Genomic DNA, 12,874 nt, shown 5'->3' with positions numbered 1-12,874 from the left:
CCGTGGTCTCTCCTGCTTCTGAGCCCGGGGGCGCGCGGCCGCGCTCCGGCCGTCAGCTCCGGATCGCGGCGCACGGCTACGAGGCGGACATCGCCTCGGTCGGCGCGACCCTGCGCGCGCTGCGATTCCACGGACGCGACCTGGTCGTGCCGTTCGACGCGGACGAGGTGCGGCCGGGGTACCGCGGGGTCACGCTCGCGCCCTGGCCGAACCGTATCGTCGACGGCCGCTACACGTTCGCCGGCGTCGAGCATCGGCTGCCGCTCACCGAGCCGGATCGCGGCCAGGCGCTGCACGGCCTGGTCGCGTGGAGCGAGTTCGCCGACCGGATCGTCGAGCCGGACCGCGTCGTGCTCGCGGCGACGATCGAGCCGCAGACGGGCTACCCGTTCCGCGTCGAGGTCGAGGTGGAGTACCGGCTCGGCGCCGACGGGCTCACGCAGACGGTGACCGGCAGCAACCGAGGTGCGGATCCCGCCCCCTGGGGCACCGGTCCGCACCCGTATCTGGTCGCGGGGGAGGGGCGCGTCGACGAGTGGACGTTCACCCTGCCGGCCTCGGCCGTGCTCACCGTGACCGAGGACCGGCTGAGCCCGATCGCCGTGGAACCCGTCGACGCGCACCCGGAGTGGGACTTCCACGTGCCGCGGCCGATCGGTCCGACCTTCATCGACCATGCGTTCACTGCGCTGTCGCGCACGGACGGATCCACCTCCGTCGAGCTGCGCACGGACGGCGGAGCGGGCGTCGCGATCACGTGGGGAGAGGACTGCGCCTGGGTGCAGATCCACACGGCGGACACCCCGTCCGCGCCGGGCACGCACCGGATCGGCCTCGCGGTCGAGCCGATGACCTGCGCACCCGACGCCTTCAACTCCGGCGCGGGGCTGATCGCCCTGGATCCGGGTGCCGCTCACGCCGCGTCCTGGCGGATCAGCGCCCTGGATTGACCGCTCCGCGGCGCCGCTCCGATCGCTAGAGTATGTGCCATGGTGAATGAGGGGGAGCCGCCGCAGGGCGGTCATCAGATCGATTTCGGATCCGGACCGCAGGATCCGCCTCCGCCACCGCCTGCGGCGCCCGCGCCGCCGACGGCGCCCCCGCAGCCCGAGCCCGAGCCGGACGGGGCGCAGCCCACCGAGGCCTATCCCGCCCAGCCGTTCCCGGCTCCGGCGGCGCCCGCCTACCCCGAGGCGCCGCTGGGGTTCCCCGGAGCCTCCGCTCCGCAGAGCCCCGCGCCGCCCGAGGCGTTCGGGTACGGCCAGCCGGAGCAGTACGGCCAGCCCGGCCCGCAGTACGGTCAGCCGGGCCCGCAGTACGGCGCGCCTCAGCCCGGTCCGTACGGCGCTCAGCCGGGTCCGGCGTATCCCGGTCAGCCGTACGGCGGCCAGCCCGGCCAGCCGGGCCAGCCCGGCCAGCCGGGTCAGGCTTACGGCGGCCAGCCCGGCGGCCCGAAGAAGTCGTCCAAGGGGCTGCTCTGGGGCCTGATCGGCGGCGGCGCGGTGGTGCTGATCGCGATCGTGCTGGTCGTGGCGCTGCTGGTGGTCCCGGCGATCACCCGCTCCTCGGTGACCGCGGCGGACGCCGTCAAGGGATATCTGACGGCCGTGTCGAAGAGCGACGCCAAGACCGCGCTCGGCTACCTCGAGGGCTCGTTCGACAAGGACCTCCTCACCGACGCGGTGCTGAAGGAGTCGAACAAGCTCGCGCCGATCAGCCACATCGCGGTGAAGCAGCGCACATCGGGCTCCACCATCGGCGACGTCGCGGCGACCTTCTCGGTGGGCGGAAAGACCGTCACGACCACGTACCAGGCGTACAAGATCAAGGACGACTGGAAGATCACCAACGGCGTCCAGATGGTCTCGTTCGACTCCCTGAAGGGGCTCGACGCGTCGGTCAACGGGGTGCCCACGGCCAAGCTCACCGAACCGTACGTCTTCCCCGGCACCTACAAGCTCACGCTCCCCTCGAAGTACTTCTCGTTCAAGGGCGACTCCACCTTCACGATCGTCGACGAGAACGACGCGTCCGGGCTCTACGACGTGCAGGTCGAGCTGAACGACACCGGCGTGAAGGAATACCGTTCCCTGGTGCGCACCGCCGTGGAGGTCTGCGTGGCGATGAAGACGCTCTCCACGCCGTGCGGCATGGACATCACGGCGATCGACCTGTCCGGCGCCACGCCCGTGGAGGGAACCGTCACCCGCACCCTCACGGCCGAGGGCAGCGCGGCACTCGACGCACTGCAGCCCGAGGTCTCAGGGGCCACGCCGACGGTGGTGTCCAGCTACGACTCGGTCAGCGTCGACATGACCCTGCAGGGCAACGACGGACAGACCTACTCGGTGACGTACGGCGGCTACCTCGACACGCCGACGGTGGACTTCGGCGCCGCGGATCCCAAGGTCGTCTGGGAGCAGTGACCCGCTGATCTCAGGATCGCGAGGGCCGGGTTCCGCGTCGGAGCCCGGCCCTCGTCGTTCAGGCCGCGCGCTGTCGCACACGAGAGGACCCCCGCCGACCCGATTCGGCGGGGGTCCTGCGGTTCGTGACCGCCTGGGCGCCCGAGCAGGAAAAGCCGGGCGCATCCCGTGGCGCGGGGCGACGAGCACCCGATCCGGTCAGCGTCTGCGTCCCGCGCACGATCGTTTGTACGTGCCGAAGGTGACCGGCAGGTGAACGCGCTGGCAGGTGTCGATGAATTACGTGGAACCCCTCCTAACTAGATGGACGGCCATGTAATCTGGATCCTGCGTCGACGACGACGCAGAAACAGGAGCACATGATGGTCCGCGACATCACCCACTTCATCGGAGGAACCGGAGTCCCCGGCAGCTCGGGACGCTGGGGGGAGGTGTTCGACCCCTCGACGGGCGCCGTGCAGGCGCGGGTGCCGCTCGCGAGCGCGGACGAGGTGCGCGCTGCGATCGCGAACGCCGAGGCCGCGCAGCCGGAGTGGGCCGCGACCAACCCGCAGAAGCGTGCGCGGGTGCTCATGCGCTTCCTCGAGCTGGTCCGCGACGACCTGGACGACCTCGCCGCGCTGCTCTCCAGCGAGCACGGCAAGACCCTGGACGACGCGCGCGGCGACATCCAGCGCGGCGTCGAGGTGATCGAGTTCTGCGTCGGCGCCCCGCACCTGCTCAAGGGCGAGTACTCGACCGCGGTCGGCACGGGCATCGACGTGTACTCGCTGCGCCAGCCGCTGGGCGTGGTCGCCGGCATCACCCCGTTCAACTTCCCCGCGATGATCCCGCTGTGGCAGATGGGCCCCGCGATCGCCGCCGGCAACGCCTTCATCCTCAAGCCCAGCGAGCGCGACCCCTCCGTGCCGGTGCGGATCGCCGAGCTGTTCCTGGAGGCGGGCCTGCCCGCGGGGATCCTCAACGTCGTGCACGGCGACAAGGAGGCGGTCGACGTGCTGCTCACCGACGAGCGGGTGCGCGCGATCGGCTTCGTCGGATCCACCCCGATCGCCGAGTACATCTACACGACCGCGAACGCGCACGGCAAGCGCGCGCAGTGCTTCGGCGGTGCGAAGAACCACCTCGTGGTGATGCCCGACGCGGATCTGGATCAGGCCGCGGACGCGCTGATCGGCGCCGGCTACGGCTCGGCGGGCGAGCGCTGCATGGCGATCTCGGTCGCGGTCCCCGTCGGTGCGGAGACGGCGGACGCACTCGCCGCGAAGCTCGTCGAACGGGTTAAGGCGCTCAAGGTCGGCCCCTCGGGCGAGCCCGGCATGGACTACGGCCCGCTCGTGAACCGCGCCGCCGTCGACCGGGTCACCGGCTACATCCAGCAGGGCATCGACGCCGGTGCGGAGCTGCTCGCCGACGGTCGCGGCTTCTCCGTCCCCGGCCACGAGGACGGCTTCTACCTCGGCCCCACCCTGTTCGACCGGGTCACCACCGACATGTCGATCTACTGCGAGGAGATCTTCGGTCCCGTGCTGGTGATCGCGCGGGCCGCCGACTACGAGGAGGCGCTGCGGATGGCGTCCGAGCACGAGTTCGGCAACGGCGTGGGCATCTTCACCCGCGACGGCGACGCGGCGCGGGACTTCGTGGCTCGGGTGAACGTCGGCATGGTCGGCGTCAACGTGCCGATCCCCGTGCCGATCGCCTACTTCACGTTCGGCGGCTGGAAGCGGTCGGGCTTCGGCGACCTGAACCAGCACGGCGCCGACGCCTTCCGCTTCTACACGAAGACCAAGACCGTGACCTCGCGCTGGCCGGCTGCCGGCGTGCGCGAGGGCGCGAGCTTCGTCATCCCGACAATGCACTGAGGGGGCCGCACATGACCATCGTCACCACCACCGCCGAAGAGCGCGCCGCCATCCTCGGCGCCGTCCGCGAGTTCGCCGAGACCGAGCTCGCCCCGTTCGCCGCCGAGCGCGACGAGAAGCACCTGTTCCCCCGGGACGCCCTGCGCAAGGCCGGCGAACTCGGTCTCGGCGGCATCTACGCCCGCGAGGAGTACGGCGGCTCCGGGCTGCCGCGCGTGGACACCGTCGCGATCTTCGAGGAGCTCGCGAAGGGCGATCCCACGATCGCCGCCTACATCTCGATCCACAACATGGTCGTCTGGATGATCGACACGTACGGCGCCGATGCGCAGCGCGCGCGGTGGCTCCCCGAGCTCACCGCGATGGACGGCGTCGGCAGTTACTGCCTCACCGAGCCCGGGGTCGGATCCGACGCCGCGGCGCTCGTCACGAGCGCGACCCGCGACGGCGACGACTACGTGCTGACCGGGGTGAAGCAGTTCATCTCCGGAGCCGGTGAGGCCGCCGTCTACATCGTGATGGCGCGGACCGGCGACCCTTCCGGTTCGGGGCAGGGCGGCGGCGCCCGCGGCATCTCCGCGTTCCTCGTGCCGGGGGACGCGGCGGGGCTGAGCTTCGGCGCGCTCGAGAAGAAGATGGGCTGGCACGCCCAGCCCACCCGCCAGGTCATCCTGGACGGCGTGCGCGTGCCGGCGAGCAGCATGCTGGGATCCGAGGGTCAGGGCTTCGCGATCGCGATGAGCGCGCTGAACGGCGGGCGGCTCAACATCGGCGCGTGCTCCATCGGCGGTGCGCAGTGGGCGCTGGACCGGGCGGTGCAGTACGTGCACGAGCGCGAGGCGTTCGGCGAGCCCCTCGCCGAGAAGCAGTCGATCCTGTTCGCGATCGCCGACATGCGCACGGACCTGCAGGCGGCGCGGCTCATGGTGCGCGACGGCGCGGAGGCCGTCGACGAGAAGGCGCCGGACGCCGCGATGCGCTGCGCGATGGCCAAGCGCTTCGCGACCGACGCCGGATTCGACGTCGCGAACAGGGCCCTTCAGCTGCACGGCGGCTACGGGTACCTTCAGGACTACGGGATCGAGAGAGTCGTCCGTGATCTGCGGGTGCATCAGATCCTGGAAGGGACGAACGAGATCATGAGACTCATCGTCGGGCGCGAGATGCTGCGCCCCGCCGGATCCGCCAGCCTCCAGCGAAGCGGCGGAGACCAGCACCAGCGAAGCGGCGGAGACCAGCACCAGCGAAGCGGCGGAGCCGCGGACGTGCGGAGCGCATCATGACCCGCATCGCGTTCCTCGGGCTGGGGCACATGGGACTGCCGATGGCGAAGAACCTCCTCGCCGCCGGGCACGACGTGGTCGGCTTCGACGTGGTGCCCGCCGCGGTCGACGCCGCCTCGGCGGCAGGCCTGCCCGTGGCGCAGTTCGGGGTCGACGCCGTGTCCGGCGCGGAGGTCGTCATCACGATGTTCCCTGCCGGCAGGCACGTGATCTCGGCCTATCAGGACGGGCTGCTGGCCGCGGCCGAACCCGGCACGCTGTTCATCGAGTCCTCGACGATCGCCGTCGACGAGGCCCGCACGGCGCATGCGCTGGCGATCGAGGCGGGGCACCGCAACATCGACGCGCCGGTCTCGGGGGGCGTCGTCGGGGCCGAGAACGGCACGCTCGCGTTCATGGTGGGCGGATCCGACGACGACTTCGAGGCCGCGCGACCGTTGCTCGAGGTCATGGGCAAGAGGATCGTGCACTGCGGCGGTCCGGGACTCGGCCAGGCGGCGAAGATCTGCAACAACATGATCCTCGGCGTCTCGCAGATCGTGGTCGCCGAGGCGTTCGTGCTGGCAGAGCGGCTCGGGCTCGAGCATCAGGCGATGTACGACGTGGTGTCGCAGGCGTCGGGGCAGTGCTGGGCGCTCACGACGAACTGCCCGGTGCCCGGTCCGGTGCCGACGAGTCCCGCCAACCGCGACTATCAGCCCGGATTCGCCGGCGCACTGATGGCCAAGGACCTCGGGCTCGCCCTGCAGGCGATCGAGGGCACCGGCACGGACGCGCGCATGGGCCGGCTCGCCCAGCAGATCTACGCCGCCTTCGCCGACGGCCCAGGGGCGGCCCGAGACTTCTCCGGGATCATCACCGACATCCGCGACGCGTCCTGACCGGAGCACGGCCCCGCCTCGGCGCGGACACCGTCCGTTCACGGGGATCGGGGATACTGGGAGGGCCGTGCCCTTCGACGGGCTGCTGAGCAAGTCGAAGCACAGGGACCGGCGGCGAAAGGAAGATCATGGCCACGAGCGAATACGAGACGATCCTCACGGAGCAGCGCGGACGCGTCGGCTGGATCACCCTGAACCGCCCGCAGGCCCTGAACGCCCTGAATTCTCAGGTCGCTGCCGAGGTCACCGCCGCCGCGGTCGCGTTCGACGCCGACGACAGCATCGGCGCGATCGTGGTCACCGGATCCGAGAAGGCGTTCGCCGCCGGCGCCGACATCAAGGAGATGGAGTCGATGTCGGCCGCGGAGATGGTCGAGACGGACCACTTCGGGGTGTGGCGCGACTTCGCCGCGGTCCGCAAGCCGGTCATCGCGGCGGTCTCCGGCTTCGCTCTGGGCGGCGGTTGCGAGCTCGCGATGATGTGCGACATCATCCTCGCCGCCGACACGGCGAAGTTCGGCCAGCCGGAGGTCAACCTCGGCGTCATCCCCGGCATGGGTGGCACGCAGCGGCTGATCCGCGCGGTCGGCTACTACAAGGCCGCCGAACTCGTCCTCTCCGGGCGGATCATGGGCGCTGAGGAGGCGGAGCGGGCGGGACTGGTCTCCCGCGTCGTGCCCGCGACCGAGCTGCTCGCCGAGGCCTCGGTGCTGGCAGAGGGTATCGCCGCGAAGTCGCTGCCCTCGATCGTCGCCGCGAAGGCCGCGCTCGACACCGCGATGGAGACCACGCTCGCGCAGGGGCTCGAGGCGGAGCGCGGGGCCTTCGCCGCCCTGTTCGACACGGCGGACCAGAAGGAGGGCATGGCCGCCTTCCGCGAGAAGCGCCCGCCGCAGTTCGTGAACCGGTGACGACCGTGGCGGATACACATTCCCGCGGATCCTTCGCGGATCCGCATCGCGCGACCGGCTCGCCGGCCGAGCAGGCGTCCAACATCGTGCCGCTCTTCGCCGACGGCGCCCTGCCCGACGTGACCGACCTGCGTCTCTCCGAGGACGACCGCCGCGAGCTGGTCGGCTGGACGATCGCGTGCGCCGAGCGGCTGCTGCCGCTGTTCCAGAGCGAGCGGCCGGACGACGACCGGCCCCGGCAGGCGCTCGCCGCTGCCGAAGCGTTCCTGCGCGGAGAGCTCGACATCGACGCGGTGCGCGAGAAGGCGTTCGCCTGCCACGAGGCGGCGCGGGCGGCGCAGGATCCGAGCGCGGTCGCCGCCGCCCGCGTGTGCGGTCAGGCCGTCGCGGTCGCGCATCTCGCCGGGCACAGCAGGCAGGTGCCGCGGCACACTGCGCGCGCCTTCCCCGGCGACCGCTCCCGCCGCGACGAGGAGCTGGCCTGGCAGCGCATGAACATCCCCGCCCGCTTCGACGCCTACGTCTACGACGGCGACTGATCCGCCGTCCGTTGAGACGAACGGCGCCGGGTCAGCCGCGCAGCTCGTCCACGGCCTTCGCGATGCGCCGCTGGCGGGTGGCGTCCTGCTTGGCGCCCGCCACCGAGACCGCGAGTTCCTTGCGGCGGGTGAAGCTGAGCGCGTCGAAGGCGGCGGTCAGCCCGGCCTCCTCGAGAGCCGCGGCGAGCTCGGCGGGCACCTCGACCGTGCGCTCCGCCGTGTCGGGGACGATCACCGCATCGAACTCGTCGCCGAGCTCCAGGCCGCACGCCTGCCGGTTGGCCTTGCTGAAGCCCACGAGGTTCTTGCCGCCCATGCGCGCGAGCCGCAGCCGCACCGTGTGCGCGCCGACGGTCACCGCCACGGGGAACGCCTTCGCCGTGCTGAGCTCGGCGACCTGCTCGTCGCTGAGCACGATGGCGCCGGCCGGGCCCATGGGCTCGAGGACGGTGCGGATCCGCAGTTCGGTCATGCGGGAAGCCTACGACGCGACGGCCCGAGCGGCGACGGTGCGCTCCAGGACGAAAGCGACCATCAGAGCGGATCCGGCTGCGGGCGCGGATCGGCGAAGTCTCCGGCCGCCTTGCGCATGCGCGCGACGATCGCGACCAGGTCGGCCGCGTCCTCCGCGGAGATCCCGGGATCGGCGAAGACCTCGTCGTTCAGGGCGGTCGTGGCGCGCTCGACCAGCGCACGGCCCTCCTCGGTGAGCTCGAGCAGGGCGGCTCTGCCGTCGTGCGGGTCGCGGTGGCGCAGGATCAGGCCGTCGCGCACGAGCCGGTCGGCGGTGCTGGAGACGCTGGTCGCGTGCACCTGCAGCCGCGCGACGACGCTGGACAGCGGCAGCACGCCGGTGCGGCTGAACGCCAGCAGCCGCAGCACCTCGAAGCGCGCGAACGACAGCGCGAACGGGCGCAGTGCCGCGTCCACCCGCGCGAGCAGCAGCTGCTGCGCCCGCATCACGGACGTGACCAGAGACATCCCGTCGGCCGCCTCGGTCCAGCCGTGCGCGAGCCATTGCCGCTTCGCCTCGGCCAGAGGATCGATGGGCAGCGGGTGCTGTCTTGCCATGCCCCTACGTTACCGATCAGGCCGGCTCCGCCCCGCGCCATCCGGGCCGTTCCGGTCGCGTTCGTGCCGCTCCGCCAAAGGCCCGGCGGGGATCGGGGCCGTCCTTGGAGGGTTGCGCCAGCGGGCCGCGAAGGTGGTGCGGCACGGGTCGGATGGCGTGCCCGCACTGGGGTACGCTGGCACCACGTTATCGCCCGGTAACCGGGCGACGCCTGTGCGACCGAGTGGTCGATGGACCTCGTGTGAGGAGGCTCGATGAAGATCTTCGTCCTGGTGAAAGAGGTGCCCGACACGTACGGGGACCGCCGGCTCGACCTGGAGACCGGGCTCGCCGATCGTGCGGCGGGCGACGTCGTGCTCGACGAGATCACCGAGCGTGCGCTCGAGGTCGCGCTGACCCACGCCGACGCGAACCCTGGCACCGAGGTCGTCGCCCTGTCGATGGCGCCGGAGTCGGCGACCGCGTCGATCCGCCGGGCGCTCGCGATCGGAGCGGGATCCGCGGTGCACGTCGCCGACGAGGCGCTGCGCGGCGCCGATCTGGGGCTCACCGCGACGGTGCTCGCCGCCGCTCTGAGGCGAGGCGAGCCGGATCTGGTGATCACGGGCAACCTGTCCACGGACGGATCGGGCGGGGTCATCCCCGCGATGCTCGCCGAGCACCTCGGGTTCGCGCAGGCCACCGCGATGAGCGCGGTGCAGATCGGCGCCGACGCGGTGACCGGCACCCGTGCGACGGACTTCGGATCCCAGCAGGTCACGGTGCCGCTGCCGGCCGTGATCTCGATCACCGAGGCGCTCCCGGATGCGCGCTTCCCCAACTTCAAGGGCATCATGGCGGCCAAGAAGAAGCCGCTCGAGGTGCTGTCGCTCGCCGATCTCGGCGTGAGCGCGGATCCTGCCGAGGCGCCGCAGACGATCCTCACCTCGGTCGCCGAGAAGCCGCCGCGCGCGGCGGGCGTGAAGATCACGGACGAGGGCGACGCCGCCGCGCAGCTCGTCGACTTCCTCGTGCAGAACAGGCTGGTGTGACATGGCATACCCCGACAACGCGATCCTCGTCCTCGTCGACGTGACGCCCGCCGGCGACGCCGCCCCGTCGACCGCGGGCCTGCTCGGAGCCGCGGCCCAGCTGGGCGCGCCCGTCGCACTCGTCGCCGCGCCCGCCGGCAGCGCGCAGGCCGCGGTGGATGCGGCAGCCGCCGCCGGCGCGCAGGTCGTGCTCACCGCCGACATCGATCCCGCCGTCGTCACCGTCCCCGTCGCGGACGCGCTGCAGGCGGCCTATCAGGCGGTGCGGCCGGACGCGGTGCTGGCGTCGAACTCGATAGCCGGGCGCGACGCCGCCGGCCGGCTCGCGGTGCGCGAGCGCCTCGCGCTCTCGGTCGACGCGATCGGCCTCTCCCGCGACGACGAGGGCGTCGTGGCGCGGCACTCGGTCTACGGCGGAGCGTTCCTCACCGACTCGGCGCCCACCTTCGGCGTCCCCGTGATCACCGTCCGCCAGGGCGCGATCGACGCGCGTGCGGAGGCGGTGGCCGACGCCCGCATCGAGGCGCTCGAGGTCCAGGCGTCCGGTGCGCCTGCCGCGACGGGGGACGCGATCGAGGCCGTCGAGGCCGCGTCGTCGCGTCCCGAGCTGCGGGGCGCCAAGGTCGTCGTGTCGGGCGGGCGCGGGCTGGGATCCAAGGAGAACTTCGCCCTCGTCGAGGAGCTCGCCGACGAGCTCGGCGGAGCGGTCGGCGCGTCCCGCGCCGCGGTCGACGCCGGCTACATCCCCTACGCGCACCAGGTGGGCCAGACCGGCGTCTCGGTGTCGCCGCAGCTGTACATCGCGCTCGGCATCTCGGGCGCGATCCAGCACCGTGCCGGCATGCAGACGGCGAAGACGATCGTCGCGATCAACAAGGATCCCGAGTCGCCCATCTTCGACGTGGCGGACTTCGGCATCGTCGGCGACCTGTTCACGATCGTGCCGCAGGTGGTCGAGGCGCTGCGCGCACGGAAGAAGTAGCCATGACCACGTTGCGCAGGGGACTGCCTCGCACTCCCGGCGGCGAGGCCTGGCCGCCCGCCGGCGTCGTGGCGGGCGTGTTCGGCGATGTCGCTCCCGGCGAGGACCGCGCCGTCGAGATGGAAGACGCCGCTCCGGGCGTTCCCGCGGCAGCGGAATCCATCTCCTCGTCGCCCGGTGCGGCGCCGGGGATGGAAGGTGCGGCGCCGGGGATGGAAAACGCCGCTCAGAATCTCGACGAAGAAGCGAAAACCATCTCGGCATCGGCGGATCCGGGTCATGGCACCGCCGCCGAGGTGGCGGCCGGATCCGCGCTGCGCCGCGGCCTCCCGCGGGTCGCGGGCGGCGAGCCGTGGCCTCCGGCGGCTGCCGCGCCTGTTGTCGCGACGAGTCCGGCCGCCCAGGCCGTCGAAGGATCCGCAGCCGGGGGGCCGCGCACCGCGAGTGCCTCGGCTGCCGAGGCCTCGCCGGCCGCTGCGGCACGTCCCGCGACGCCGGCCGGTGCGGCCGTTCCCGCGACGACGGCCGCGTCGAGTGCCGCCGCGTCCGCGGACGCTCCGGGCGCGACCGGATCCGCCCTGCGCCGCGGTCTGCCGCGCGTCGGCGGGGGAGAGCCCTGGCCTCCGGCCGGGACGGCCGCCATGGTCGCGGAGCGCGTGGTCGCGCCCGCCACGACCGAGCCGGCCGCCGTGGGATCCGCTGTCGCGACTGCCACGGCCCCGGCAGCGCCGTCGACCGCCTCGGTGCCGGCAGCTCCCACGACCGTCCTCGCCGCAGGCCCGGACGTGTCGGTGCCGCTGCCGTTCACGCGGACCGTGTGGGACGGATCCGCCCCTCGGCATGTCGCCGAGCCGGCGCCGTCGAGGCTCCGGCCGACCTGGCCGCAGGCGCTGGGCGGGCTCTTCGCCGCGGCCGGGCTCGCAGCCCTGGCCGGTGCGGCGGTCATGCTGGTGCGGGCCTTCCTCAGCCTGCCGTTCATGCAGGACTTCCTCACGACCTATCCGGGGGAGTACCGCCTGCCCGCGGGCGCGCCGGTCGGCATCCCCGGCTGGATCGGCTGGCAGCACTTCTTCAACGTGTTCCTGATGACGCTGATCATCCGCTCCGGGCTGCGGGTGCGCACGGAGAAGCGCCCGACCGCATTCTGGACCCCGCGCGGCAGGCCGAAGGGCAAGATCAGCCTCACGCTGTGGTTCCACCAGGCGCTCGACCTGCTCTGGATCGTGAACGGGGTGATCTTCGCGGTGCTGCTGTTCGTCACCGGTCAGTGGATGCGGATCGTGCCGACGAGCTGGGACGTGTTCCCGAACGCGCTCTCGGCGGCGCTGCAGTACGTCTCGTTCGACTGGCCGACCGAGAACGGCTGGGTGAACTACAACAGCCTCCAGCAGCTCGCCTACTTCACCATCGTGTTCCTGGCCGCGCCGGTCGCCATCGCGACCGGCTTCCGCATGTCCGGACTGTGGCCGAAGAAGGCGGAGGGGTTGTCGAAGGCGTATCCGATCGAGATCGCCCGTGCCGTGCACTTCCCGACGATGCTGTTCTTCACGGCGTTCATCGTGGTGCACGTGGCGCTCGTGCTGCTGACCGGCATGCTGCGCAACCTGAACCACATGTTCGCCGCGCAGGACGCCGTCACCTGGACCGGGTTCTGGGTGTTCGTGCTCTCGCTCGCCGTGATCGCGGTCGGGTGGATCGCCGCGCGCCCACTGGTCCTGGCACCGATCGCGAAGCTGTTCGGGCAGGTCTCGGCCCGGTAACTCCGCGCCCGGTGCCGCCCCGGATCCGGATCCGTCGTCCTCGCCCCCTCGCAGCGTCGACGCCCCCTTCCAGGGCCGCACGCCGGAGGGGGCGTGGATACTCAGAGGGGGCGTCGACGCCGAA

The 12,874-nt window shown here is 72.1% G+C and carries 12 protein-coding genes; 10 read left to right on the top strand and 2 right to left on the bottom strand.

Features of this window, described 5'->3' with window-relative positions; translation table 11 throughout:
- The first annotated feature begins 2 nt into the window (after positions 1-2).
- From ACTJJZ_RS03625 to ACTJJZ_RS03595, 7 genes are all read left to right on the top strand, one after another.
- The gene (locus ACTJJZ_RS03625; protein WP_440719813.1) at positions 3-950 is read left to right on the top strand and encodes an aldose 1-epimerase family protein; all 948 of its coding nucleotides are present in this window, start codon (positions 3-5) and stop codon (positions 948-950) included.
- A gap of 39 nt (positions 951-989) precedes the next feature.
- A complete protein-coding gene (locus ACTJJZ_RS03620) occupies positions 990-2,426 on the top strand; it encodes a hypothetical protein (RefSeq protein ID WP_440719812.1) in 1,437 nt (478 codons plus the stop codon).
- Between the two features lie 362 nt (positions 2,427-2,788).
- Complete coding sequence (locus ACTJJZ_RS03615) at positions 2,789-4,291, top strand: CoA-acylating methylmalonate-semialdehyde dehydrogenase (protein WP_440719811.1); 1,503 nt, start codon at positions 2,789-2,791, stop codon at positions 4,289-4,291.
- Positions 4,292-4,302: 11 nt separating this feature from the next.
- On the top strand, positions 4,303-5,574 hold the full coding sequence (locus ACTJJZ_RS03610) for an acyl-CoA dehydrogenase family protein (RefSeq protein ID WP_440719810.1): 1,272 nt from the start codon (positions 4,303-4,305) through the stop codon (positions 5,572-5,574).
- Entirely contained in the window at positions 5,571-6,455 is an 885-nt protein-coding gene (mmsB, locus tag ACTJJZ_RS03605; RefSeq protein WP_440719809.1) for a 3-hydroxyisobutyrate dehydrogenase, read from the top strand. The genes ACTJJZ_RS03610 and mmsB overlap by 4 nt, the downstream gene beginning before the upstream one ends.
- 128 nt (positions 6,456-6,583) lie before the next feature.
- Entirely contained in the window at positions 6,584-7,366 is a 783-nt protein-coding gene (locus ACTJJZ_RS03600) for an enoyl-CoA hydratase-related protein (protein WP_440719808.1), read from the top strand.
- A 5-nt stretch (positions 7,367-7,371) separates the two neighbouring features.
- On the top strand, positions 7,372-7,905 hold the full coding sequence (locus ACTJJZ_RS03595) for a putative immunity protein (RefSeq protein ID WP_440719807.1): 534 nt from the start codon (positions 7,372-7,374) through the stop codon (positions 7,903-7,905).
- 31 nt (positions 7,906-7,936) lie between these two features.
- Here ACTJJZ_RS03595 and ACTJJZ_RS03590 read toward each other — a convergent pair whose 3' ends face one another.
- Complete coding sequence (locus ACTJJZ_RS03590; RefSeq protein ID WP_440719806.1) at positions 7,937-8,377, bottom strand: YdeI/OmpD-associated family protein; 441 nt, start codon at positions 8,375-8,377, stop codon at positions 7,937-7,939.
- Between the two features lie 62 nt (positions 8,378-8,439).
- Complete coding sequence (locus tag ACTJJZ_RS03585; protein WP_440719805.1) at positions 8,440-8,976, bottom strand: MarR family winged helix-turn-helix transcriptional regulator; 537 nt, start codon at positions 8,974-8,976, stop codon at positions 8,440-8,442.
- A 255-nt stretch (positions 8,977-9,231) separates the two neighbouring features.
- On the opposite strand from ACTJJZ_RS03585, the gene ACTJJZ_RS03580 reads away from it, so the two are divergent.
- The 3 genes from ACTJJZ_RS03580 to ACTJJZ_RS03570 are packed head-to-tail and all read left to right on the top strand — an operon-like array spanning position 9,232 to position 12,750.
- Positions 9,232-10,008, top strand: a complete 777-nt coding sequence (locus ACTJJZ_RS03580; RefSeq protein WP_440719804.1) for an electron transfer flavoprotein subunit beta/FixA family protein — start codon at positions 9,232-9,234, stop codon at positions 10,006-10,008.
- A gap of 1 nt (position 10,009) precedes the next feature.
- Entirely contained in the window at positions 10,010-10,990 is a 981-nt protein-coding gene (locus ACTJJZ_RS03575) for an electron transfer flavoprotein subunit alpha/FixB family protein (RefSeq protein WP_440719803.1), read from the top strand.
- Between the two features lie 2 nt (positions 10,991-10,992).
- Positions 10,993-12,750, top strand: coding sequence for a cytochrome b/b6 domain-containing protein (locus ACTJJZ_RS03570; protein ID WP_440719802.1), 1,758 nt, complete (start codon positions 10,993-10,995; stop codon positions 12,748-12,750).
- Positions 12,751-12,874 lie beyond the last annotated feature (124 nt).

The sequence above is a fragment of the Microbacterium sp. 22242 genome (assembly GCF_052045495.1).
Taxonomy (GTDB): Bacteria; Actinomycetota; Actinomycetes; order Actinomycetales; family Microbacteriaceae; genus Microbacterium.
This window is presented reverse-complemented; position numbering and strand designations above follow the sequence as displayed.

What these genes read in the sequence shown, in the direction of transcription:
- ACTJJZ_RS03620 (WP_440719812.1), top strand. Translation starts at nt 990, where the DNA reads ATGGTGAATGAGGGGGAGCCGCCGCAGGGCGGTCATCAGATCGATTTC.
- ACTJJZ_RS03615 (WP_440719811.1), top strand. Translation starts at nt 2,789, where the DNA reads ATGGTCCGCGACATCACCCACTTCATCGGAGGAACCGGAGTCCCCGGC.
- ACTJJZ_RS03610 (WP_440719810.1), top strand. Translation starts at nt 4,303, where the DNA reads ATGACCATCGTCACCACCACCGCCGAAGAGCGCGCCGCCATCCTCGGC.
- mmsB (WP_440719809.1), top strand. Translation starts at nt 5,571, where the DNA reads ATGACCCGCATCGCGTTCCTCGGGCTGGGGCACATGGGACTGCCGATG.
- ACTJJZ_RS03600 (WP_440719808.1), top strand. Translation starts at nt 6,584, where the DNA reads ATGGCCACGAGCGAATACGAGACGATCCTCACGGAGCAGCGCGGACGC.
- ACTJJZ_RS03590 (WP_440719806.1), bottom strand. Translation starts at nt 8,377, where the DNA reads ATGACCGAACTGCGGATCCGCACCGTCCTCGAGCCCATGGGCCCGGCC.
- ACTJJZ_RS03585 (WP_440719805.1), bottom strand. Translation starts at nt 8,976, where the DNA reads ATGGCAAGACAGCACCCGCTGCCCATCGATCCTCTGGCCGAGGCGAAG.
- ACTJJZ_RS03580 (WP_440719804.1), top strand. Translation starts at nt 9,232, where the DNA reads ATGAAGATCTTCGTCCTGGTGAAAGAGGTGCCCGACACGTACGGGGAC.
- ACTJJZ_RS03575 (WP_440719803.1), top strand. Translation starts at nt 10,010, where the DNA reads ATGGCATACCCCGACAACGCGATCCTCGTCCTCGTCGACGTGACGCCC.
- ACTJJZ_RS03570 (WP_440719802.1), top strand. Translation starts at nt 10,993, where the DNA reads ATGACCACGTTGCGCAGGGGACTGCCTCGCACTCCCGGCGGCGAGGCC.